Genomic DNA, 22,391 nt, shown 5'->3' on the forward strand with positions numbered 1-22,391 from the left:
ACCAGCTGAAACACGCTGCTCAAACTACTTACAGCCTTACTTCTTGTTCGAGTCTACCACGATGCGCTTGTCGCGGTTGGCCAGGTCCCAGGCGGTGTAGAACACGAGGCGGGCGCGCTTCTCCATCTTCGGGAACTCGATTTTCTCTACTTCGTCGCCCGGCCCGTGGTAGTCGTCGTGCACGCCGTTGAAGAAGAACGCCACCGGTATGCCGTGCTTGGCGAAGTTGTAGTGGTCGGAGCGGTAGTAGAAGCGGTTGGGGTCCTCGGGGTCGTTGAAACGGAAGTCGAGGTCGATGTTGGTGTACTTCTCGTTCTGGGCCTGCAGAATGGTGTGCAGTTCCGAGCTCAGCTTGTCGGAGCCGATAACGTACACGTAATCGCCCTTGCCCTCGTGCTCCTTATCGGTGCGGCCCACCATGTCGGTGTTCAGGTCGACTACCGTGTTTTCGAGCGGGAAAACGGGGTGGTCGGTGTAGTATTCGGAGCCCAGCAGGCCTTTTTCCTCGCCCGTTACGGCCAGGAACAGGATGCTGCGGCGGGGGCCGTGGCCCTCGGCTTTGGCTTTCTGGAAGGCCTGGGCCATTTCCAGCACCGTAACCGTGCCCGAGCCGTCGTCGTCGGCGCCGTTGTGCACTTCGCCGTTGATGATGCCGATGTGGTCGTAGTGGGCCGACAGAATCACCAGCTCCTCCTTGCGGTCGGTGCCTTCGAGGTAGCCCATCACGTTCTCGGTCACGAAATCCTCGTTTTTGCGCGGGGCGAATACCGTGGCCTTGGCGGGCCGGAACGGGCTGACCACCGGCTTAGCGGCTTTGGTTACGGCCGCCGCATACTTGGGCACCGTCTGGGCATTGGTGCCGAGCAGCTTGTAGCCCACGGCCGGCGACACGAAGTAGGCCGTTGGGCGGATGGCGCCTTCCTTGGCATCCTTGAAGGCAATGCTGGGCCGGCTGATGTAGGGTGCCATGCGGGCCGAGAGCTTCTCGAAGTTGCTGTTGGGGTCGAAGTCAACGAAGAACACCGAGCGGGCGCCCTTCTGGGCGGCCACCGTCAGCTTGGCCCGGAAATCCTGGCCCCACTTGCTGTTCTGGCCGTCTTTGCCCAGCAGCGCGGTGCCTTTGGCCGTCTGAGGCTCGCCCAGCAGAATCAGCAGGTCCTTGCCCTTCACGTCGCCCAGGCTGGCATAGTCGGAGTAGCCGTCCTGCTCGATGCCGTAGCCGGCAAAAACGGGCTGCACGGCCGTGGGAGCCACAAAACCTCGGCCGCCGAAGGCGTAGAAATCAGTGAGCCACTTGTAGGTGTCGGAGCCGATTTTGAGCGTGGCGCCGTCGGCCCAGCTGCTGCGCACCATCGTGAAGTGCTGGATGTAGGGGTTGTCGGAGCCTTTCACCGGGCCCTGCAGGCCGAGGTCGGCAAACTGCTTGGCCAGGTACTCCATGGCCATTTTCTGGCCCTTCTCGCCGGTTTCGCGGCCCTCGTACGCATCCGAAGCCAGAATGGTGAGGTGCTGGCGCAAATCGGCCTGGGTGATGGTTTCGGCGTAGGTGCGGGCCGGGTCGGCAGCGGTGGTGGCAGCGGCCGTGCCGGTGGCGACGGCCGGGGCCGTGGTGGTGGCCGGGGCTTTGGTGGAGGCCGTGGGCGCCTGCGCTACGCAGGAGGCGGCCGAAACGCCCGCCGCCAGCAGGCAGGCGAGGAGGGAGGGTTTGCGCATGGTGGGGAACTGGGGATTGGAAATGAGGGACTTGGGGATTGAGGCTTTTGATTCGTATGCTTTTGTTATCCTTCGTCCTTGCTCTAAGCGCAACATGCTCAGGATGACAGGTGGGTACTTTACTGCTTCACAATCAGTACCGAAGCATACGCCGCCACGCCTTCGCGGCGGCCCACAAAACCGAGCTTTTCGGTGGTGGTGGCTTTGATGCTGATGTCATCGGGTTCGATGCCCAGCACCTCGGCCAGCACGCGCTGCATTTCGGGAATGTGGGGGTTGACTTTGGGCGCTTCGAGGCAGATGGTGGAGTCGATGTTGCCGATGGTGTAACCTTGCTCGCGCAACAGACGCGCAACTTCGGCCAACAGACGCTTCGAGTCGACACCTTTATACTGCGGGTCGGTGTCGGGGAAGTGGAAGCCGATGTCGCGCAGGTTGGCCGCGCCCAGCAGCGCGTCGCAAATGACGTGAATGAGCACGTCGGCGTCGGAGTGGCCGAGGCCGCCGTGGGTGTGGGGCACCAGGATGCCGCCAAGCCAGAAAGGCAGCCCTTCCTGGAGCTGATGAACGTCGTAGCCGAAGCCGGTGCGGATTTTCATGGGAGAGAAGCGTTGGAAAGCAGGCAAGTTACGGTTTCGGCCAACAGCCGCCCGCGAGCCAAACCGCACCACCGAAACCCGTAGCTCGTCTGCAACCAATTGGCGGCGCGGCGGTAAAAGCTGAGAATCGTTTCAGTATCAGGCAGTAGCCAGCCGGCACGGCGTCGGGGCCGAAGATTCGGAAATAAATATGGAAACTGACAACTCATTAAAAGTTTCCTGCGTACCTTTGCACTCCGATATGGAAATCAAAGACCGAATTCTGCAATCCGCCCTGACCCTTTTTACCCGCAACGGGATAAAAAGCGTGTCGATGGACGACATTGCTTCCGACCTGGGCATCTCCAAAAAAACGCTCTACAAGTGGTTCGACAACAAGGACGACCTGGTTTCGGGCGTGATTGGCGGCCACCTGCACTGCGTGCAGGGCGAGAGCGAAGGCATTGCCGGCGAGGCGGAAAACGCCGTCGATGAGATGGTGCGCATGATGGAATGGGCCCAGCGGCAATTTTCGGAGGTGAACCCGAACACCATTCACGATCTGCGCAAGTATTACCCGGCCGCCTGGCAGCTGTTCCACGACCACAAAAACAAATACATCCTCACCCAGATTCAGGACAACCTGCGCCGCGGCATTGCCGAGGGCCTCTACCGCACCGACCTCGACGTGGAAGTGCTCTCGCGCCTGCGCCTGGCCCAGATCGACATCCTGTTCGACGCCGATATTTTCCCGCACGTGCAGTTCGGGCAGCCGCGGGTGCAGCTGGCCTGCAACGAGCACTTTCTGCTGGGCATGGTCACGCTCAAAGGCCACAAGCTCATCAACGAGTACCGCCAGATAACCGAGGAAGAATGAGTTGTTGCTAGCAGGGCTTAGGTATTAGGGCTTAGAACCTGGCAGCGAGTTCGCCCAGCTTGGGCTCAAAAGCGCCCAAGCATTGTCGACTAAACCCTAACACCTAAGCCCTAACACCTAAGTCCCCAAGTTCCTATATATGAAAAAGAACCTTCGCCTCTTGCTGCTGGCTTCCGGGCCGGGCCTGCTGGCCCCGGCCGGGGCCGCCCTGGCCCAAACGGCCCAGCCGGCGCTGGGCACCACGCTCGATGCCACCACCGGTACGCTGCCGCTCAGCCTCAGGCAGGCCATCGACTACGCCGTGCAAAACAAGTCGACGCTGCAGGCCACCCGGCTGGCCGAGCAGACGGCCAAAGCCAAAGTGGGCGAAATCCGGTCGGCGGGCCTGCCCCAGGTGAACGTGACGGCCAACGTGGCCGACAACTTCAAGCTGCAGAAAAGCCTGGTGAACTTCGGTGCTTTGGGCGGCGGGGCCTCGGCCACTACGCTCACGCCCCAGGACATTGCCGCCGCCCAGAGCGGGCAGACGGTAAACCTGGGCACCGTGACGCTGCCCTCCGACCCGGTGCCGCCCCAGGCGTTTGCCTTCGGGTTGCGGTGGGCCGGCAACACCAGCGCCTCGGTGTCGCAGCTGCTGTTTGATGGCGCTTACCTCATCGGCCTGAAAGCGGCCAAGGTGTACGAGGAGCTGGCCCAGAAGCAAACCCAGCAGGCCGAAATTGACGTGGTGGAGCAGGTCAGCAAGGCCTACTACAGCACCCTGGTGGCCCGCGAGCGGCTGCAGCTGCTCTCGCGCAACGTGCAGCGCCTCGATACGCTGCTCTACCAGACCAGCGAAACGTACAAGGCGGGCTTCGCCGAAAAGCTCGACGTGCAGCGCCTGCAGGTGCAGCGCAACAACCTGGTGGTGGAGCAGCAGAAAGCCAGCCGCCTCACCGAGCTGAGCGTGGCCCTGCTCAAGTTTCAGATGGGCCTGCCCCAGCAGCAGGCCGTGCAGCTGAGCGACTCGCTGAGCACCGCGCTGGTAGACGCCGGCTCGTTGCGCCGCACGCTGGGCGCGGCCGATTTCCGCACTGGTGGCGGCGTGAGCGGCCTCGGCGACGTGCCCACCGCCCCGGCCCCCACTACGCCCGACAACGCCGACCAGCGCGCCCAGGACCAGCAGACGGCCCTCAGCGGCGCCCGCACCGGGCAGCTGGCCGGCGCCATCAACTACAACAACCGCATCGAGTTCAGCACCCTCGAAACCCAGCAGGCCCTGGCCGGCCTCGACTTGGCCAACCGCCGGGCCGGCGCCTACCCGCGCCTGCTGGCTACGGCCGCCTACGGTTTTTCGGGCTCGGGCCAGAAAGCCAACGACCTGTTCGCCTTCCGCGGGCCCGACTCGCGCAACGGCGCCGGCTACCCCAACCAGAACTGGTTTGGTTTCGGCAACGTGGGCCTGAGCCTGCAGATTCCGGTGTTCGATGGCTTCCGCCGCAAGTACCTCGTGCAACAGTCGCGCATTCAGCAGCAAACCATCGAGCGGGGCTTCGAGACGCTGCGCCAGAGCATTGACCTGCAGGACGCGCAGAGCCGCACCAGCCTTATCAACGCCCTCGATGTGCTCGAAAACCAGAAGGCCAACCTGACCCTGGCCGAAGAAGTGGCCCGCGTGTCGCGCATTAAGTTTCAGGAGGGCGTAGGAGCCAACCTGGAGGTAATTTCGGCCGAAACCGGCCTGCGCGAAGCCCAGACTAACTACTACGCCGCCCTCTACGACGTGCTGGTAGCCAAAGTCGACCGCGACAAAGCCACCGGCGAGCTGTTCCGCAAAGCCAATAAGTAAGCTACAAGCCGCCAGCTGCAAGCTGCAAGTCTTTTGCGCTCGACTGCTCGCTAATCTCAAACTCACTCCTCAGTAAGCATATGTCTCTCCTTTCAATTACTCCCTCGCGCATTGCGGCTTGCAGCTTGTGGCTGGCGGCTTGCAGCTCCCTTAGCTCCTGCGGCTCCAAAGACCCGGCGGCGGAACTGGCCAAGCTCAAGCAGGAGCAGGCTACCAACCAGGCGAAAATTTCGGAGCTGGAGGCCAAAACCGGCGCTTCGGAAGCTGCCGCCGCTTTGCAGGCCACGCCGGTATCGGTGATTAAAGTGGCCGGCGAAGACTTCAAGAGCTACCTCGAAGTGCAGGGCCGGGTTGATTTCGACCAGAACGCCACCGTTTCGGCCCGCGCGGCCGGCACGCTTACCAGCCTTAGCGTGAAGCGCGGCGACAAGGTGCGCAAGGGCCAGACCCTGGCTACCGTGGATGCCGCGGTGCTCGACGCCAGCGTGGCCGAGCTGAAGGTGCGCATGGACCTGGCCAAGGTGGTGTACGAAAAGCAGAAGCGCCTCTGGGACCAGCAGATTGGCACCGAAATCCAGTTCCTGCAGGCCCGCAACAACTACCGGGCCCTGCAAAGCAACCTGGCCACTCTCAACCGCCAGCGCGACCTGTACCGCGTGGTAGCGCCCTTCAGCGGCACCGTGGATGACGTGCTGCCCAAGCTGGGCGAAACCGTGGCCCCCGGCGCCCCCGTCGTGAAGCTGCTCAGCAACAGCGGCAGCGGCAAAATCGTGGTCGATGTGTCGGAAGCCTACGCCAACAGCATCAAGGTGGGCGACAAAGCGCTGGTAACCATTCCCGACCTCGGCGAATCGGACCTGCCCGCCACCGTGCGCGTGGTGACGAGCACCATCAACCCCACCAGCCGCACCTTCACCGTGGAGCTGCGCCTGGCCGACCCCGGCAAGGCCGGCCGCCTGCGCCCCAACATGGTGACCAACGTGCGCATCCTCAACTACAACCGCCAGAATGCCACCGTGCTGCCCGTTGACCTAGTGCAGCGCGACGAGCAGAACAGCTACGTGCTGGTCGTGGACGACAAAGGCGGCAAGAAGGTGGCCACCAAGCGCATCATCAAAGTCGGCAACACCTACAACGGCAAAGTCGAAGTAACCGAGGGCCTGCAAACCGGCGACCAGGTGATTTCGGCCGGCTACCAGAACCTGAACGAAGGACAAGCTATTAGTCTCTAAGGAGCTAGGAGTTAGAAGCTGGGAGCTAGAATTTGTGCCTGAGCCTTGAACAATGGAAGCGAAACGGGAGCCCGCGAAGAACTTTCAGCAGCTCGTGGTGTGGCAAAAGGCCCACCAACTGGTGCTGATGGTCTATCGGGTAACCGAATCATTTCCTAAGCATGAGTTGTTCGCACTTACCTCCCAGCTTCGTCGGGCAGCGGTGTCGGTTCCGGCCAACATTGCCGAGGGGTTTCGCAAGCGCGGCGCCCGCGACAAACTCCGGTTTTTCAATACGGCCGAAGGCTCGCTCGAAGAAACCCACTATTACTTTCTGCTAAGCCGCGACTTAGGCTACGCCGATACAGCATCACTCATTGAACAAGCGAACGAAGTAGGCCGACTGCTTGAAGCGTACGGAAAATCCATCCGGGCCACTATCCAGTCTTCTAACTCCTAGCTTCCAACTCCTAGCTTCTTCACTATGCAGGACATCGAAAAAGAATTCGGGCCCACCAGTTGGTCCATTGACAATAAGACCACGATTTACATCATCGCGCTTATTCTCACCATCATGGGCATTTTTGCCTACGTGAAGCTGGGCAAAGAGAAGTTTCCCGACATCGTGATTCCGCGCATTATCGTGGCCACGATTTACCCGGGTACCTCGCCCACCGACATCGAAAACCTGGTGACGCGCCAGATCGAGAAGGAAATCAAGAGCGTGAACGGGGTGAAGAAGATTTCTTCGACCTCCAACCAGGACTACTGCATCGTGGACGTGGAGTTTACCTCCGGCGTGGACGTGCAGTACGCCAAGCAGCTCATCAAGGACGCCGTGGACAAGGCCAGCTCCGAGCTGCCCAACGACCTGCCCTCGCCGCCCACCGTGCAGGAAGTAAACCTGTCGGAGCTGCCCATCATGAACATCAACCTGGCCGGCAACCTGCCCATCAGCCAGCTGAAAAAGTACGCCGACGACTTCCAGGACAAGATTGAGGCCCTGCCCGAAATTACCCGCGTGGACATCATCGGCGCCCTCGATCAGCAGGTGAACGTGGATGTGGACCTGAACCGGCTACGGGCCTCGCGCCTGAGCTTCTCGGACATCAGCGCCGCCATCGGCCGCGAAAACGTGACCATTTCGGGCGGTACCGTGGATGTGGGCAACCAGAAGCGCGCCGTGCGCGTGGCCGGCCAGTACGTGCGGGCCGCCGACATTGCCAACATTCAGATGAAAAACCTGAATGGCTCGGCCGTGCGCCTCGGCGACATTGCCACCGTAACCGACGGCTTCAAGGACCGCGAATCCTTCGCCCGTCTCGATGGCAAGCCGGCCGTGACGCTGAACGTGGTGAAGCGTCAGGGCGAAAACCTGATCGACGCCTCCGACAAAATCAAGCAGATTATCGACGAGTCGGAGAAGACGCTGCCCGGCGAGCTGACCATTACGGTTACCGGCGACACGTCCAACGACACCCGCGTAACGCTGCACGACCTGATCAACACCATCATCATCGGCTTTATTCTGGTAACGCTGATTCTGATGTTCTTCATGGGCACCACCAACGCCCTGTTTGTGGGCCTTTCGGTGCCGCTGAGCATGTTCCTGGCCTTCGTGCTGCTGCCCACGTTCGATTTCTCGCTCAACATGATTGTGCTCTTCGCCTTCCTGCTGGCGCTGGGCATCGTGGTGGATGACGCCATTGTGGTGATTGAAAACACCCACCGCCTGCTGCACGAGCACCCCGAGCTGACGACGCCTCAGGCCGCCAAGTACGCCGCCGGCGAGGTATTTATTCCGGTATTGGCCGGTACGCTTACCACCGTGGCGCCGTTCGTGCCGCTCATGTTCTGGCCCGGCATTGTAGGCTCGTTCATGTTCTACCTGCCCGTTACGCTCATTCTCACGCTCATGTCGTCGCTCATCGTGGCCTTCATCATGAACCCGGTGTTTGCCGTGAGCTTCATGGAGCGCGAAGACCACCACCTGGGCGAGAAGCCGCAGTGGGACCGGCCGCTCTCCATCGGTATCGGCGTTATGGTCGGCATTGCCATCCTGGGCTTCCTGCTGGGCTCGACTTTCCTGGGCAGCCTGATGCTGACGCTGGCCGTGCTCGTGATTCTGAACCGCTTCGTGTTCGTGCACCTGATTGCCGGTTTCCAGACCAAGGTGCTGCCGCGCTTCCAGCACGGCTACGCCCGCCTCGTGGGCTGGGCCATTTCGTGGCCCAAGTCGATTATGCTGAGCATGGTGGTGCTGTTTGTGGTGTCGATTTTCGCCGTGGGCGCCCGCTCGCCCAAGGTCGACTTCTTCCCCAAAGGCGACCCCAAGTTCATCTACACCTACCTGAAGATGCCCGTGGGCACCCGCGTAACGGTAACCGACTCGGTGGCCCGCATCCTCGAAAAACGCATCTACAGCGTTATCGGCAAGGATAACCACGACGTGGAATCGGTGATTACCAACGTGGCCATCGGCGCCGCCGACCCCGGCGAAGCCTCGGCCGCCGGTACCTCGCAGTCCAACCTGGCCAAAGTGGCCGTGGCCTTCAAGGAGATGAGCGAGCGGACCGGCCCTTCCACTTCCAAGTACATGGATGAAATCCGGGAGGTGGTGAAAGGCATTCCGGGCACCGAAATTTCGGTGGACCAGGAAAGCAGCGGCCCGCCCACCGGCAAGCCCATTGCCATCGAGGTAGCCGGCGACGACTACCCCACGCTCATCAAGCTTTCCAAGGACGTAACGCGCTTTATCGAGTCGAAGAACATCGGCGGCATCGAGCAGCTGCGCTCGAACCTGGAGGACCGTAACCCCGAAATTGCCGTCGACATCAACCGGACCCGCGCCAACCGCGAGGGCATCAGCACGGCCCAGATTGGCATGGAGGTGCGCACGGCCATCTACGGCACCGAGGCCAGCAAATTCAAAACGCCCGACGACGAGTACCCGATTCAGGTGCGTTACGCCGAGCCCTACCGCTCCGACATCGACGCCATCCTGAACTCGCCGCTCACCTTCCGCGACGCCACCGGCCAGGTGCGCCAGGTGCCCCTGGCCTCGGTAGCCGACGTGAACTACGGCACCACCTACGGCGGCATCAAGCGCAAAGACGTGAAGCGCGTGATTACGATTTCCTCGAACGTACTCGGCGGCTTCACCGGCCCCGACGTGGTGCGCCAGATTGAAACGTCGCTCCGCTCGTTCCCCGTGCCCTCGGGCTACACCGTGAAAATGGGCGGCGCCCAGGAAGACCAGAAGGAAACCTCCGACTTCCTCGGCATTGCCGCCGCGGGCGCTATCGGCCTCATCTTCCTCATTCTGGTGATGCAGTTCAACTCCATCAGCAAGCCCATCATCATCCTCACCGAAATTGTGTTCTCGATTATCGGCGTGCTGCTGGGCCTGGCAATTACGGGCATGAACATCAGCATCGTGATGACGGGCGTGGGCATTATCGCGCTGGCCGGTATCGTGGTGAAAAACGGTATTCTGCTGGTCGAATTCACCGACATGCTGCGCAGCCAGGGCATGCCCCTGCGCGAAGCCATCGTGCTGGCCGGCCGCACCCGTCTCAACCCGGTTATCCTGACGGCCACGGCCGCCACGCTGGGCCTGATTCCGCTGGCCATCGGCCTGAACATCGACTTCTACGAGCTCTTCAACTCGGGCAGCCCCAACTTCTTCATTGGTGGCGAGTCGGTTACATTCTGGGGCCCGCTGGCCTGGACCATCATTTTCGGTCTGGTATTCGCCACGCTCATTACGCTGATTGTGGTGCCGGTGATGTACCTGATGACCGAAAGCCTGAAGCTGCGCATCAAGGGCGAGCCCGAGGTGCCAGCCGATAAGGAGGAAGTGGACGCTGCCACGCCGCCTATCCTGGCCAACGTATAATTTGAGTGAAGCTCCGGGAAGATTTTATTTTCCCGGAGCTTTTTTTGACCCCTTGCAACCATTCGGCGCAACTCGGCACTCTTCCGCCCGAACGGGCGCACCAGACGCCGCCGCCGGCCCCGGTCCGCTTATTTTTCTCTCCCAGTTGGCTCGTCTTATGTACGCCTCCACCTCCACAACCGCCCCCAAATCCATCCAGCAGCAGGTGCTGCGCATCATCAGCAAGCGTAAGGCCATCAAGGCCCGGCGCCTGCGCATCGGCAGCGACCTGAGCCGCGAGCTGGGCTTCGACACCGTGGATGTGGTCGACATCATCCTGGAGCTGGAGCGCAACTTCCACATCACCATCCCCGACGAAGTGCCCCTAACCACCATCGGCGACTTCGTGAACTACGTGGCCACCCACACCAATACCGAAGCACAGGCGGCTTAATGTTAGCTGTTAGCTAAGAGCTTATAGCTATTAGCTTTCGTTCGGAATTATAGAAAAGCCTCAACTAAAGAAGGCCCCGCACTCAACTGAGTACGGGGCCTTCTTCGTTATCCAGCTAACAGCTAACAGCTAACAGCTAACAGCTAACAGCTAACAGCTAACAGCTAACAGCGCTAGCGCACGTTGCCGCCGAGGTTGCCGCCGGCGGGGCGGCCCTGAGTGGAGAGGTTGGGCTCGCGGCTGCTGTCGGTGGTGTGGGCGGCTACGTCGGCCTGGGTGGTCGTGGCCGAGGCGGTACCGGCGGCGTGGGGCGTCATGGGGGGCTTGTTGGCCTCCGAACCCATGTTGCCGGGCTTGGCCGAATCAGAACTGGTGCTTTCGGTGGCGCTGGTGCCGGCATCGGCGCTGGCCGAGGTCCGCGCTTTGGGTTTGGTGTCTTCTACCAGCGTAGGGCGGGTTTGCTCCCACTCGGCAAACTTCTGCAGCTCCTCCTGAATGGTGGTGCTGAACCAGGCCACCAACGCCACGTCATCCAGCAGGCCCAGCACCGGAATGAAGTCCGGAATCAGGTCGATGGGGCTCAGGAAATAGATGGTTACGGCCACGGCGGCCACTACCGTTGTGGTAGGCAGGCCGGTGTACTCGCCCGAAGCCGAAAGCTTGATGAGGCGAAACATCGTCTGCATGGTTTCCCAGGCCTCGTGGGCAATGGAGCCCATGTCTTTCTTGGAGCTGGCTTTCTCGTACGCGTCCGTCAGCAGCTGCTTCATGCGCGTAGGCTTTTTCACGTATTCTTCGGCTTTGCCGAGGAATTTCTTGAACAGGGCCGAAGAGGCTATATCCTGTCCTTTAGGGTCTTGCTTATCCATACGGAGTTGAAAATAGAGAGGGAGAGTAGGGGCCCGAAGGCACTGATGTTGTGCTATACTCTATCGGCCCAAAATTGTTTTCCCGCTTTCCCGGTTCCGCGCCGCCACCCAAAACCAGCGCCACGAGCCCCAAACAACAACGCCCCGTCGGTCAGGACGGGGCGGAGCGGTAAGCAGGAAATGAGGCCCGAAGGCGCCTAGCGGTCGACGCGGCCGGCGGCGTAGAAGTTGCGGCTGTAGTAGGCCTGCTTCAGCGAGCTGACCATTACGCCTCCGCTGGTGGCGGCGTGGGCAAACTTATTGTCTTTCAGGTAAATACCTACGTGGTAGATGGGCTGGCCGGGGCCGCGGCGGAAAAATACCAGGTCGCCGGTCTGCATCTCGTCCTTATCGATGCGCTTTACGGTGCCGAACATGGAGCGCGAGCTGCGCTGCAGCGTCAGGCCGTACACCTCCTTGAACACGCGGGTAACGAAGCCCGAGCAGTCGGTGCCGCTTTTGCTGTTGCTGCCGTAGCGGTAGGGCGTGCCCAGCCACGAGGCCACCGTGGACAGCAGCGACTCGTTCTCGTTGTAATCAGTTTGGATGCCCAGGCGCTCGGCTACTTTGTCGTAGGCCACCGAGTCGGCGCTGGAGAGGGTGCGGGCGCCGTCACCTTCGAAGGCGGCCGGCATAAATCCGCTCAGCAGGGAGGCTTGTTGGGAAGAAGCAACCACAAGGTTGCCAGACGCGGCGGGGGCTTGCTCAAAGAAGAAAGAGAGGACCATCGAGGCCGCGGCGAGGCAATACAGGAGGCTGTTTTTCATTGTCCGTCGGAAGGGTGCTGGCAGTACCGGCCCCGAAGGCCGGCGTGCGTGGAAAGGTGTTCGTTACTCGATAGGCAACCGGAAATCCGGATGGCAAAAGCGGAAAAAAAGAAACTCGCCCGCGGCTTTTCCGAAAGGAGCAGACGAAGGCGTGGGGTAAAGCTAGGCCGAAGTAACCGGAATCACCAAGAAAAAATGCGGCTAAAACCGAATATTCATGGAATAGGTCAATGAATTTTGCAAATAGTCTTGCAACTGCCCCAACTTGCCCGAATAATATTACGTACATCCCGCCCTTTACTCTCGCCCTAACTGCTGATTTATGGAAGTGGCCCGCATTGTGGAAAACTCACCTTTCGCCCGGCTGGCCCGCCTCAAGCTGGCGGCCCCCAGCGTGGCCATGGTGCTGGGCCGCAGCATTCATCTGAGCGGCGTCACGCGCGAGCAGTTTCTGCGCGACCCGTTCTGGGTGGCGCACGAGATGGAGCACATCCGGCAGTTTGAGCAGCACGGCCGGCTGGGGTTTCTGGTGCGCTACCTCTGGGGCTGGGCCCGCCACGGCTACTACCAGATTCCGTTTGAGGTGGAAGCCCGCGCCGCCGCCGAGCGCGACGCCCACCACTACGCCCAGGGCCGCCCGCTGCCCACCGCCGCCGAGCGCCACCCCAGCCCGAAGGTGAAATAGTGAGGTGGTGAAATGGTGAGTGATGTTTTGGGGCCCTACCGGCGCAAGTGGCGCAATCAGGCCGCTAAAACATCAAACTCACCATTTCACCATCTCACTATTTCACCTTAAAGTGCTGCGAGGCGGCCGCCGTCGACGACCAGGGTGGTGCCGTTGATGAAGCTGGCTTCGGGGGAGGCCAGAAAGCAGATGGCGGCGGCCAGCTCCTCGGGGGTGCCCACCTGACCCGTAATTTTCTCCTTGCCGCTTTTCACATTGGGGTTGCTCCAGAGCATGGGCGTGTCCACGGCGCCGGGCGCCACGGCGTTGATGCGGGCGTGGGTGTGCGGAATTTCCTGACTTACGCCGCGCACGAAGGCATCGAGGGCGCCCTTGCTGGCGGCGTAGGGAACCACGTTGGGCGTAGTCTGGAAGGCGTGCACCGAGCTGACGGCCACGATGGCGCCGCCTTTCATGTGTGGCAGGCAAAGCTGGGTGAGCCGGAACAGCGCCCGCAGGTTGACGTTCATCAGCTGGTCCCAGTCGTTGGGGGCGAGTTCGAGAATGGGGTCGAAAGTCATCATGGCGGCGTTGTTGATGAGCACATCAATGCGGCCCCACTGCTTGAGCGTGCGGTCTACGGCCCGCTTCAGGTCGGCGTCTTTGCCCACGTCGCAGCGGATAAACAGCGCCTCGCCCCCGGCCTTCTCCACCAGCTCCACCGACTCCTTGCCCTCGTCGGCGGTGCGGCCGATGATGACCAAGCGGCCCCCCTCGCGGCCCAGGCGCACGGCCGTGGCCCGGCCGATGCCCGAGGTGGAACCGGTAACGAAGCATACTTTATCCTGAAAGCGGCGGGCCGATTCGGCAGCGGGGGTGGCGGGCATAAACAGCGGAGGCAGAAAGTAGAGGGCAGAAAGGAAAGGCAACCGTAGTAGCCCAACGGCGCCACCGCCCGGATGTTTGGGGCCGGCCAACTTATCGGCGGGCCGGCGCCGGGGCCCAAGGCAACTTTGCGGGTCTGTTTCACGAATAAAAGCAGACCGGCCCGGAAGCACCCGCCGGTTTCCTTTTCAACATTAATTCGTATTCCTATGAGCACGCAAAAAACCAACCAGCCCGGCGACAGCGCCGCTAAGCACGTTTCGTTTACGCCCGCCCAGCACGAGGACGGCGGCAGCGCCTCGCTGCCCACCGGCCAGGCCGCCGGCGACAACACCGACCGCAGCCAGCAGCCCCAGGGCGCCCAGGGCAGCTCGAACTCCTCGGGCCGACAGCAGCAAAACCAATCCGGCCAGCAAAGCGGCAGCGAAGAGGGCCTCGAAGCCAAAGCCAAAGCCTGGTTCAGCCAGCAGCAGTGGCTGCAGAACGTGGATGTAAACCAGCTCTCCAAGCAGGCCAAAGACCTGGGCTCGAAAGCCGTGGAGCAAGTGAACCGCCTCACACCCACCCAAAAAGTAGTGGGCGGCGCACTGCTGGTAAGCGGCCTGAGCTGGCTGGCGCTACGCTCCAAGAGCAGCAAGGGTGAAACCTACCGCGGCAGCAGCGCATACGACGGCAACGATGAGGACACCTGGAACCGCAGTGAAGAGTCGGTGTACCGCGGCCGCACCACCAAGGACTAGTTTGCGGGCCGCCGCCGGCTAAGCTGCGCGGCCAGCCCCAAAAGACCCAAGCCCGGCTCCGTTGAAGCACCCGTACCGCGGTTGGCTTTAACGGAGCCGGGCATCTTGTTTCCGGAGCCCGGGCGGCCGATAGGGGTGGTTACGGCTCGGGCTGCTCCAGCAGGCGCACGCGGTGGCGGCCGCCGCTGCGCAGCTCCAGCCACTGGCGCAGCCGCTGGGCCTCGGGCGCGGGCAGCGGCTGGCGGCTGCGCACGGCCACTACCAGCAGCGTATCGGCGCGCAGCGAATCGGTGGCAGGCTGCACTACGGTGTTCACGCCCAGCTGCCGCACCAGCGGGTGCTCGATGCGCACTTCGCGCAGCAGCAGCGAGTCGGTGGGCAGGCCCGTGGCCACGGTGGTGGCGGCCACAATCTGCTGCAGCCGCCGGGTAAGCCGGTCGTCGTAGCTGGCAAAGGCCCGCTCGCCCAGGTCGCGTACATCTTCGAGCAGGCTGGTGCGCAGCGAGTGGGCGTCGGTCGAGTCGAGCGAGCCCAGGCCCTGGCGCACAATCAGGCGGGCTTTGGGCAGGCTGTAGGTGGGCAGGCGGTCGTGCAACGCGCGCAACTGCTGCGGCGAGAGTTGCTGGCCGGCCAGCAGCACGTTAATGGTGCGGGTTTCGGGGTCGAGCCGCCGCGTGACCACGTAGGAGTTGGCCAGGTTGAACTGCTCCTCGACAAAGCGCCGGGCATTGTGGCTGAACACCGTGCGCTGCACAATACCGGCCGCCAGATACACGCTCGGTACGGCCGTCAGCAGGGCCACGCCCCACACCGCCAGCTGCACGCGGCGGGCGCGGGCGCTGTCGGTGAACGTGGCCCGCGGAATGGGCAGCACCCGCACCACCAGCAGCGTGGAAAGCACAATGAACACGCAGTTGATGGAGTACAGATACAGCGCCCCGAACATATAGCCCCACTCGCCCAGCGCCAGCCCGTAGCCGGCCGTGCACAGCGGCGGCATCAGGGCAGTGGCAATGGCTACGCCGGGCAGCACGTTGCTTTTTTCGCGCCGGGTGAGGGCCACGGCCCCGGCGGCGCCGCCGAACAGGGCAATTAGCACGTCCCAGGTGGTGGGCACGGTGCGGCCCAGCAGCTCGGTGCCGGCCTCGGTGAGAGGCGTCAGCCGGAAGTAGGCCGCCGACACCAGCAGGCTGATAACGCTGGCCAGCAGCAGGTTGGAAAGGCCGCGCTTTATGATTTCGACCCGCACTGTGGCCGCCCCAAACCCGATGCCCACAATGGGGCCCATGAGCGGCGAAATCAGCATGGCCCCGATGACCACGGCCGTCGAATTCACATTCAGGCCCACCGAAGCCACCAGAATGGCGAACATGAGCACCCACAGGTTGGTGCCTTTGAACAGGAGTGCCTCTTCCACGTCCTGCACAATGTCGGCGGGCGTGCCCATGTCCTGGGTCAGGTCGAAGCGGCGGCGCAGCCAGCGGAGCAGCACAAAATTCATAGCGCGAGGCAGGAAGATGAAACGGCGGCGCGGCGGCTAGCCAAGCGCGGCCGTAAAGATGCACCGGCGCCGCGCAGCAACCACTGGCCCGGCCGGGCGCCCGGCCGCCTCAGCCCACCGGCTCGTCGTCGCGAAACAGTTTCATATCGGCCCAGAAAGTGCCAAACGGCACAATGGAAGCCAGGAAAGCCAGCGCCGTTTTGCGCCACGACCAGCTGAACTGTACCGCCGCCCCGATAACGAGCAGACAATAGAGCACGAACAAGGCGCCGTGGGCCATACCCACCGCCCGCACCGCCGACGGCTGGCCGAAAAAGTACTTCAGCGGCATGGCAATGCCCAGCAGTACCAGAAAGGAGAGGCCCTCCAGAAAGCCAATCAGCCGCAAACGGCCCAACGGGGAAGCAAAAAGCTGTTTCATAGACACCAAGCAACGGCCACCGCAAATGCGCCGCCGGACCACAAAGGTAGGCCCGCGCCCCCAACCTTACCGCCCCGGCCGGCTGCCATCGGCGGTAGGGCAAACCGGAGCAGCGAAAAGCCCGCCCGGCCTTCACGCCGCTTCCTGCGTCGAATCCAGCACTGAAAAAGGAAAGGCCCGCCAATCGGCGGGCCTTTCCGGCGCGGCTTGCCAGCCGGAACAGTGGCCGGCAAGCCGCGGGTTGATGATTCGGCTACTGCTTTACAAACCGCTCGTGGAAGGTTTTCTGCCCGTCGCTGACGGTGAGCAGGTACATGCCGCTGGCCAGGTTGGCCACGTCGAGCTGGCCGTTTTCGAAGCGGACCTGCGACACCCGGGCACCCCGCAAATCGGTAACCGTAACCGCTACTACCGGCGCCTTGCCGGCCAGCTCAACGCGAAGCACATTGGTGGCCGGGTTGGGGTACAGCGTCAGGGCCCGGGCAGACTGGCTGTTGCCCAAGGAGGCGCTTTGCGCCGCAACGTACACCTCGGCGCCCGCCGCTAAGCCGGCTCCCTCGGTGATGTTGAGGGTGTAGTCCTCGGTTTCGCCGTAGCTGAAATTGCCGCAGCTGGTGGTGGCCGCGTTGTCGCTCATCGTCACGCGCATGCGGGTTTTGCCGGTTTTGGCCGATGAGGGCACTGTGAAGGTGGCCGAGAGCGTGCCGCTGCTCGATGAGGAGCCCGACACCACCGTTTCGCCGACATCGGTAAAGTCGCCGTCCTGGTTGTAGTCGATGTAGATGCGCCAGTTCTCGGTGTAAGCCCGCGACGCGAAGCCGGCCGAGATATTGATGGTCTGCGACGAGCCGGCAGCAACGTTCGTGCTCAGGGCCGTGCCGTCGTAGTAGCCGCCATCTTTGCCCGAACTGCGGTTAATGGAGCCCAGCTTCACCAAATCGATCCACTCGTAGCCCACGTTATTGCCTTTGCTGGCGCAGTACACCACCGGCGTGGGTGGGGTAGGCGGCGTAGGCGGGTTGGTAGGTGGCGTGGGCGGGTTGGTAGGCGGCGTGCCGCCGGCCGGGGCCGTACCCGAAACGGTGAAGGAGCCCAGCGAGCCGTAAGCCGAGTAGCCATCGGTGGCGGGGTTGCCCGCGCCGGTGCCGCTCACCTGCACATAGTAAGTGCCGGCGGCCAGGTTGGTGCTGAGGGTGGCGTTGAGGTTGCCGCTGGTATCATAGGTGCCCACCGTGGCGCCGTTGCTGTCGAGCAGCCGCACCACCACATCGAGGTTGCCGTAGCGGGCCACCGTGTTCACGTTGAAGCTCACCGCGCCGCCGCTGGTGGTAAAGCTGAAGTGGTCCTGGTCGGTGCCCTGCTCGATGATGCCGTTGCCCGACAAGGCGTTGCCGTTGCGAGTCAGCGCCGTGGCCGCGCCCGTCGAGTTGCCGTGGTCGTCGGCGCGGTAGCCCACGTTGTAGGTCGAGCTGGTGATGATGGCCAGGTCGTCTTCACGGTTGTTGGCGCTGTTATATTCGCCCTTGCTCCACTGCGTGATGGGCTTGTAGTAGCCCACGCCCATAATCGGGGCCCACGAGCCCTGGCCCTGGTAGTAGCCTTCGCTCGGGCTGGTGCGGCCGTCGTGGCTCAGGCCCAGCGTGTGGCCCACCTCGTGCGAGGCCGCCTCGCCGCCCGATTTAGGGTCGCTCATAAACACCCAGCAGGGCGTGTCGTTGTTGTAGCGGAACGACGTGACGTAGGCCACCCCGCCGGCGCCGGGGGCGGCCGTGTTAGTGGGCGTCACAATCACGCGCATGCGCATGTTTTTGGGGTAGGCGTTGAATACGGCCAAATCGGTGGTCACATTCAGGTCGAAGGGCCGGAAATCCTCGCTCACCAGCTCCCAGAACGCCTGTACCTTGGCCGCGTCGTTCTGAATGCCCGAGGGCGCGGCATCAATCGGGTTGCCGTTGTTCCAGGGCGTACCCGACACGTACTCACCGTCGAGGTCGAGGTAGATGCAGCCGCGGGCCCCGGGCAGACTCTGCAGCGAGGCAACGGCCGCCGCCGTGGCCGTGCCGCGGTTGGCCGGGGCGGGCGCGGGGGCCTGGTAGCCCAGCGGCTGGTTGTAGTTGATGCAGATTACCTCGTTGATGTCCACCTTCTGCACCTGCGCGTTGCCCTGGGCGTCGGTCGAGTAGCGGTAGGCCTGCTGGCTGTCGCGCAGCACAATGTTGCCCTCTACCTGCTCGCCATCCACGCGCACAAAAAACGACGAGTTAGGCACGCCGGCCAGCTCGCCAATCAGATACTCGCCGGTCGAGGCCAGGTCTTCGCGGTAGTTCACCTGGCCGGTGAAGGTGCGGTCGGCGGCCACCCGCAGCGTTACCCGGGGCTGGGGCTGGCGCTGGGCCAGGTCGGCGGCTACCTGCGTTTCGAGCTGGCGCACCAGCTTCTGAGGGCTGCCCAGCGGGTAGGCCGGGCCGGCGGGGCGGTTTTGGGCCTGGGCCGCGGATCCGGCGAGTAGGGCCACACCGAGCCCGTAAGCATAAAGCTTGTTCATTGGAAAGGAAGAATGGTTGTGGAAAAGAAAGGGCAGATGAGCGCGGTGGCTGGACGGGCCGCCGCAACTTCCGGTAAATATATTGGTAAACGCCAAATACGCAACTCCGCTGCGTTCTATATAGATAATTGATGATTAATGATTTATGTAAATATATAAAGCCTGAATAGAACACCGGAACCACAAAAAGCGCAATTCTGGCTTCTATGTGGGTTTGCCCTGCTCGGCCGCCTCAGCCGCCCGCCCCCGCGCACCCCCAAATTATGTTATTCCCAGCCCGCCCGGCGCCCTGGCTACTCGCCTTAAACGACAGCGGCGACTGCCCCTTTCGGAACAGTCGCCGCCACTGGTGCTGTAACTGAAGGGCCTTAGCCGGCCATCTTCACGTTGAAGGCGCTCGGGCCTTTCTGGCCCATCTCCACCTCGAAGGTCACTTTGTCGTTTTCCTTGATGGTGAGGCTGCCCAGGTTGTTGGCGTGCACGAACACGCTCTGCTGCGTAGCCGAGTCCTTGATGAAGCCGTAGCCTTTCGAATCGTTGAAGAAGGTCACCGAGCCGGTGCGGATCGGGTCTTCCTCCTCCATATCCTCCTGCCGGATAGCGCCAATGCGGATGCTTTCGAGCGGAATCTCCTTCTTTTTCTTGGTCGGATCCGGGGGAGTGTCCACGATGTTACCGTTCTCGTCGACGTAGGCCAACATTTCCTCCAGGCCCTGGCCCTTGCTGGAATTTGCCAACCGCTCCTCTTTCTTCTCCGCCTTTTCCTGGCGCTTCTTCAGTCGTTTCTTCTCGTTCTCTCTTTTGCCGAAGGTGGCCTGTGATCTACCCATATAGCGTGTTTGATTGATGTCGGAGGCGCCTCTGCGGGGCAGAAGCTGTGATGATAAAAAAGCTGCTTACCTGTCTCAAACAGCCCAAAATCTAGCAAAGTTCCTATATTGAACTGTGCCGGAATGGGGCGGGCGTCGCGGGGCCGGAAGGCAGGGGCGCCGCCTTGCAAAAAGGCTGAGGGCCGCTGGCTGAGCCAGCGTGGCCGGGGCTAAGCAACAGCGGCAGGTGTAAAGTTACGGCATAAATCCGGCAAAAGGAATACCCTACGGCTATATTACGGGCCGGCGGCGGCCGGCGTTCCGGCCGGTACAGTGGTGGTGCCCGGCCGCCGCGCTCAGGCCAGCTGGCTGCCGGCCGGTGCCGGGCCCAGCACCAGCGCCACCACATCGGGCACTTCGCGCACCTGCCCGGGGGCCAGGTTCGCCAGCGTTACGCCCCCAATGCGCACGCGCACCAGCCGCAGCGTCGGGAAGCCCACGGCGGCCGTCATTTTGCGCACCTGGCGGTTTTTGCCCTCCGCCACGCTGATGCTCACCCAGCTGGTGGGGCCGTGGCGGTCGTCGCGGATTTTGCGCGGGCGGGCCGGGAAATCGGGCGGGGCGGGCAGGCGGAAGGCAGTGCACGGCAGCGTGCGGTACAGGCCGCCTTCCACGCCGATATCAACGCCCGACTGCAGCAGGGCCACGGCTTCGTCGGTAATCAGGCCATCAACCTGGGCGTAATATTCCTTCTCCACATCCTTGCGGCGGATTCGCTCGCTGGCCAGCCCATCGGTGGTGAGCAGCAGCAGGCCCTCGCTGTGCTCGTCGAGACGGCCCACGGCCATGGTGCCGGCCGGAAAATCGTGCAGCTCGCCCAGAAACCGCTTTTTACGGGCCTCGCGGGCATCTTCGCTACGGAACTGGCTCAGGTAGCCAAACGGCTTGTTCAGCAGGAAGTGACGGTGCATAGGGTGCGCTGATAACTAGTGGCCGCGGGCTGTGGCGGCCGCACTACGGGTGGGGCGTGGTGCAAAGAAAGCGCATAAAACCCGCCCTGCCGGCCTACTTGCGGCGGTTCTGGATGTCGCTTGCCCCGGAGGCGCTGGCTTTGAGCTGCTCGGCCGACACGTAGGCATCGGACGAGCCGCTGGCCTGCACCTCGGCGTAGCGGCTCTGCAGGCCGGTGGCGCTATAGTCGCTGCTGCCGCTGAGACGGACCTGCTGGCGTTCGGCCCGGCCCTTGAGCTTGATGTCGGAGGCGCCGCTGGCCGTAACGGTGAGCTGCCTGGCGTTCAGGCCCAGGGTGATGTCGGAAGCGCCGCTGGCTACGATGGTGAAACTATCAGCCTCGAAGGTGGAGGTGCTGGTAATGTCGGAGGCGCCGCTGCTGCGCAGGCCGCTCAGGCGCGGGCAGCTCACGTGCACCGTTACCTTGCGGTTGTTGAAGAGGTTGCGGGGCGCGTCTTTGTCGCGGTAAATAGTGAGTACGCCATCCCGGACTTCCGTTTTGATGTAGCGTTCCAGTTCTGGCTCCGTCACCACTTTTACGCTGGTAGTGGGGCCCTGCGTCAGCACCACGTCGCAGGCGCCGCTGGCCGAGAGTTGCTCAAAATTGCCCACCTGGCGAAGCTGCTGCGCCAGGCTGCTACCGGTGGCAAGAAGGCCCAGAAAAGCGGCACCAGCAATGTTTTTCAGCAGAAGATGCGTACGCATGGCAAGGGGGATTAGGAGGTTGGAGAAAGGTGAGCTGACCCGGTAGATGCGGCCAGTGGCCCAACGGTTGCCCGGCCCGCCAACAACTTCAGCCAGTCCCCCGAAAAGCCCTTCTAAATGGGGCAGATTATAACCTCAATCCGGCGGCTGCCGTATCAGGCCCCAGTATAGCCGCCAGCCTATATCCGGCCGCGCGGTTTCTTTAACCTGAACTCTTTCTTATGAATAAGTCACTGCTTTTCCTCTCCGCTGCGGCCAGCCTGGCCGTGGTTTCCTGCAACCAGGACAAACAGGCCGCCGTTGATGCCGCCGTTACGCCCTCGGCCGATACGGCCGTGGTGATGAACGACAACATGGACTACCGCGCCGATGCCGACCGCACGGTGACCCAGATTGCCGACGACCTCGACCTCGACGATACCAGCACCGTGTCCACCATCGGCCGCGGCTACTACGACCGGGGCCGCCGCTTTGCCGAGGTAAACAACCAGTACAAAACCGACACGACGGGCTTTTACGCTGCCCAGCGCAGCGTGAACGACGAAACCGATAATACGGTGAAAGGTGTGGTAACCGAAGATCAGTACAACACCTACACCAGCAACCGCGGCACCTACTACGCCGGCACGCCCTACACGCCCGCTCCGGCTCCCGTAGCAAAGGCCGCTCCCGCCAAGCCCGCCGGCCCAACGATTGTAAAGCGTGAAAAGCGCCTCGGCGGCGACACCAAAATCACCTACTCGAACGGCAAAGTCATCAAGATTGACAAGGATGGCGACACCAAAGTGAAGTACTCCGACGGCACCAAGGTGAAAACCGACGCCGACGACGGCAACGTGAAGATCAAAGACTAGTTCTCTGACTCATAGACTATCAACGCAACGCCCCCGTCCGGAC

Annotated in this window: 19 protein-coding genes and 1 pseudogene; 9 read left to right on the forward strand and 11 right to left on the reverse strand. The window is 62.4% G+C overall.

The genetic code is table 11. The features are described from left to right. Window positions 1–36 precede the first annotated feature (36 nt). A complete protein-coding gene (locus H145_RS0102435) occupies window positions 37–1,713 on the reverse strand; it encodes a M28 family peptidase (protein ID WP_019946546.1) in 1,677 nt (558 codons plus the stop codon). A gap of 119 nt (window positions 1,714–1,832) precedes the next feature. After that, complete coding sequence (gene ispF / locus H145_RS0102440; protein WP_019946547.1) at window positions 1,833–2,312, reverse strand: 2-C-methyl-D-erythritol 2,4-cyclodiphosphate synthase; 480 nt, start codon at window positions 2,310–2,312, stop codon at window positions 1,833–1,835. A gap of 241 nt (window positions 2,313–2,553) precedes the next feature. On the opposite strand from ispF, the gene H145_RS0102445 reads away from it, so the two are divergent. The 6 genes from H145_RS0102445 (at window position 2,554) to H145_RS0102470 (ending at window position 10,538) form a co-directional block, all read left to right on the forward strand. Beyond that, window positions 2,554–3,168 (forward strand): TetR/AcrR family transcriptional regulator, encoded by a 615-nt coding sequence (locus H145_RS0102445; RefSeq protein ID WP_019946548.1) that lies wholly within the window; start codon window positions 2,554–2,556, stop codon window positions 3,166–3,168. Window positions 3,169–3,307: 139 nt separating this feature from the next. Then, entirely contained in the window at window positions 3,308–4,996 is a 1,689-nt protein-coding gene (locus tag H145_RS22415) for a TolC family protein (RefSeq protein WP_019946549.1), read from the forward strand. Window positions 4,997–5,076: 80 nt separating this feature from the next. Then, a complete protein-coding gene (locus tag H145_RS0102455) occupies window positions 5,077–6,228 on the forward strand; it encodes an efflux RND transporter periplasmic adaptor subunit (RefSeq protein ID WP_071595105.1) in 1,152 nt (383 codons plus the stop codon). A 52-nt stretch (window positions 6,229–6,280) separates the two neighbouring features. Further along, window positions 6,281–6,667, forward strand: a complete 387-nt coding sequence (locus tag H145_RS0102460) for a four helix bundle protein (protein ID WP_019946551.1) — start codon at window positions 6,281–6,283, stop codon at window positions 6,665–6,667. 24 nt (window positions 6,668–6,691) lie between these two features. After that, complete coding sequence (locus tag H145_RS0102465; RefSeq protein WP_019946552.1) at window positions 6,692–10,105, forward strand: efflux RND transporter permease subunit; 3,414 nt, start codon at window positions 6,692–6,694, stop codon at window positions 10,103–10,105. A gap of 157 nt (window positions 10,106–10,262) precedes the next feature. Then, window positions 10,263–10,538 carry an acyl carrier protein gene (locus tag H145_RS0102470; protein ID WP_019946553.1) on the forward strand — a complete coding sequence of 92 codons (276 nt, stop codon included), beginning with the start codon at window positions 10,263–10,265 and terminating at the stop codon, window positions 10,536–10,538. A 515-nt stretch (window positions 10,539–11,053) separates the two neighbouring features. Here H145_RS0102470 and H145_RS25110 read toward each other — a convergent pair. Then, a pseudogene (locus H145_RS25110) lies at window positions 11,054–11,407 on the reverse strand (YkvA family protein); the annotation flags it as partial. 197 nt (window positions 11,408–11,604) lie between these two features. Then, entirely contained in the window at window positions 11,605–12,123 is a 519-nt protein-coding gene (locus H145_RS0102480) for a C40 family peptidase (RefSeq protein ID WP_240471645.1), read from the reverse strand. Between the two features lie 412 nt (window positions 12,124–12,535). Between H145_RS0102480 and H145_RS19620 the strand changes: the two genes are divergently transcribed. Beyond that, window positions 12,536–12,898, forward strand: a complete 363-nt coding sequence (locus H145_RS19620; protein ID WP_019946556.1) for a hypothetical protein — start codon at window positions 12,536–12,538, stop codon at window positions 12,896–12,898. Window positions 12,899–13,005: 107 nt separating this feature from the next. Here H145_RS19620 and H145_RS0102490 read toward each other — a convergent pair whose 3' ends face one another. Then, complete coding sequence (locus tag H145_RS0102490; RefSeq protein WP_019946557.1) at window positions 13,006–13,764, reverse strand: SDR family NAD(P)-dependent oxidoreductase; 759 nt, start codon at window positions 13,762–13,764, stop codon at window positions 13,006–13,008. Between the two features lie 207 nt (window positions 13,765–13,971). Here H145_RS0102490 and H145_RS0102495 point away from each other — a divergent pair, with 207 nt between their 5' ends. After that, complete coding sequence (locus H145_RS0102495) at window positions 13,972–14,502, forward strand: hypothetical protein (protein WP_019946558.1); 531 nt, start codon at window positions 13,972–13,974, stop codon at window positions 14,500–14,502. 139 nt (window positions 14,503–14,641) lie between these two features. Here the strand turns inward: H145_RS0102495 and H145_RS0102500 are convergent, their stop codons facing one another. From H145_RS0102500 to H145_RS0102525, 6 genes are all read right to left on the reverse strand, one after another. Further along, window positions 14,642–16,003 carry a DUF389 domain-containing protein gene (locus tag H145_RS0102500; protein ID WP_019946559.1) on the reverse strand — a complete coding sequence of 454 codons (1,362 nt, stop codon included), beginning with the start codon at window positions 16,001–16,003 and terminating at the stop codon, window positions 14,642–14,644. A 109-nt stretch (window positions 16,004–16,112) separates the two neighbouring features. Continuing rightward, a complete protein-coding gene (locus H145_RS0102505; protein ID WP_019946560.1) occupies window positions 16,113–16,424 on the reverse strand; it encodes a DUF3817 domain-containing protein in 312 nt (103 codons plus the stop codon). Between the two features lie 253 nt (window positions 16,425–16,677). Beyond that, the gene (locus H145_RS22425; RefSeq protein WP_205619289.1) at window positions 16,678–18,939 is read right to left on the reverse strand and encodes a GEVED domain-containing protein; all 2,262 of its coding nucleotides are present in this window, start codon (window positions 18,937–18,939) and stop codon (window positions 16,678–16,680) included. Window positions 18,940–19,337: 398 nt separating this feature from the next. Next, a complete protein-coding gene (locus H145_RS0102515; RefSeq protein ID WP_019946562.1) occupies window positions 19,338–19,799 on the reverse strand; it encodes a cold shock domain-containing protein in 462 nt (153 codons plus the stop codon). Window positions 19,800–20,134: 335 nt separating this feature from the next. Next, window positions 20,135–20,749 carry a pseudouridine synthase gene (locus H145_RS0102520; RefSeq protein ID WP_019946563.1) on the reverse strand — a complete coding sequence of 205 codons (615 nt, stop codon included), beginning with the start codon at window positions 20,747–20,749 and terminating at the stop codon, window positions 20,135–20,137. A 94-nt stretch (window positions 20,750–20,843) separates the two neighbouring features. Continuing rightward, complete coding sequence (locus H145_RS0102525; RefSeq protein WP_019946564.1) at window positions 20,844–21,494, reverse strand: head GIN domain-containing protein; 651 nt, start codon at window positions 21,492–21,494, stop codon at window positions 20,844–20,846. 221 nt (window positions 21,495–21,715) lie between these two features. Here H145_RS0102525 and H145_RS0102530 point away from each other — a divergent pair, with 221 nt between their 5' ends. Further along, window positions 21,716–22,348, forward strand: a complete 633-nt coding sequence (locus tag H145_RS0102530) for a T-complex 10 C-terminal domain-containing protein (protein WP_019946565.1) — start codon at window positions 21,716–21,718, stop codon at window positions 22,346–22,348. Window positions 22,349–22,391 lie beyond the last annotated feature (43 nt).

The sequence above is a fragment of the Hymenobacter aerophilus DSM 13606 genome, from assembly GCF_000382225.1.
GTDB lineage: Bacteria > Bacteroidota > Bacteroidia > Cytophagales > Hymenobacteraceae > Hymenobacter > Hymenobacter aerophilus.

What these genes read in the sequence shown, in the direction of transcription:
- H145_RS0102525 (WP_019946564.1), bottom strand. Translation starts at nt 21,494, where the DNA reads ATGCGTACGCATCTTCTGCTGAAAAACATTGCTGGTGCCGCTTTTCTG.
- H145_RS0102470 (WP_019946553.1), top strand. Translation starts at nt 10,263, where the DNA reads ATGTACGCCTCCACCTCCACAACCGCCCCCAAATCCATCCAGCAGCAG.
- H145_RS0102490 (WP_019946557.1), bottom strand. Translation starts at nt 13,764, where the DNA reads ATGCCCGCCACCCCCGCTGCCGAATCGGCCCGCCGCTTTCAGGATAAA.
- H145_RS0102520 (WP_019946563.1), bottom strand. Translation starts at nt 20,749, where the DNA reads ATGCACCGTCACTTCCTGCTGAACAAGCCGTTTGGCTACCTGAGCCAG.
- H145_RS0102445 (WP_019946548.1), top strand. Translation starts at nt 2,554, where the DNA reads ATGGAAATCAAAGACCGAATTCTGCAATCCGCCCTGACCCTTTTTACC.
- H145_RS0102515 (WP_019946562.1), bottom strand. Translation starts at nt 19,799, where the DNA reads ATGGGTAGATCACAGGCCACCTTCGGCAAAAGAGAGAACGAGAAGAAA.
- H145_RS0102465 (WP_019946552.1), top strand. Translation starts at nt 6,692, where the DNA reads ATGCAGGACATCGAAAAAGAATTCGGGCCCACCAGTTGGTCCATTGAC.
- H145_RS0102495 (WP_019946558.1), top strand. Translation starts at nt 13,972, where the DNA reads ATGAGCACGCAAAAAACCAACCAGCCCGGCGACAGCGCCGCTAAGCAC.
- H145_RS0102455 (WP_071595105.1), top strand. Translation starts at nt 5,077, where the DNA reads ATGTCTCTCCTTTCAATTACTCCCTCGCGCATTGCGGCTTGCAGCTTG.
- H145_RS0102435 (WP_019946546.1), bottom strand. Translation starts at nt 1,713, where the DNA reads ATGCGCAAACCCTCCCTCCTCGCCTGCCTGCTGGCGGCGGGCGTTTCG.
- H145_RS0102460 (WP_019946551.1), top strand. Translation starts at nt 6,281, where the DNA reads ATGGAAGCGAAACGGGAGCCCGCGAAGAACTTTCAGCAGCTCGTGGTG.
- H145_RS0102530 (WP_019946565.1), top strand. Translation starts at nt 21,716, where the DNA reads ATGAATAAGTCACTGCTTTTCCTCTCCGCTGCGGCCAGCCTGGCCGTG.
- H145_RS0102505 (WP_019946560.1), bottom strand. Translation starts at nt 16,424, where the DNA reads ATGAAACAGCTTTTTGCTTCCCCGTTGGGCCGTTTGCGGCTGATTGGC.
- H145_RS22415 (WP_019946549.1), top strand. Translation starts at nt 3,308, where the DNA reads ATGAAAAAGAACCTTCGCCTCTTGCTGCTGGCTTCCGGGCCGGGCCTG.
- H145_RS0102500 (WP_019946559.1), bottom strand. Translation starts at nt 16,003, where the DNA reads ATGAATTTTGTGCTGCTCCGCTGGCTGCGCCGCCGCTTCGACCTGACC.
- ispF (WP_019946547.1), bottom strand. Translation starts at nt 2,312, where the DNA reads ATGAAAATCCGCACCGGCTTCGGCTACGACGTTCATCAGCTCCAGGAA.
- H145_RS19620 (WP_019946556.1), top strand. Translation starts at nt 12,536, where the DNA reads ATGGAAGTGGCCCGCATTGTGGAAAACTCACCTTTCGCCCGGCTGGCC.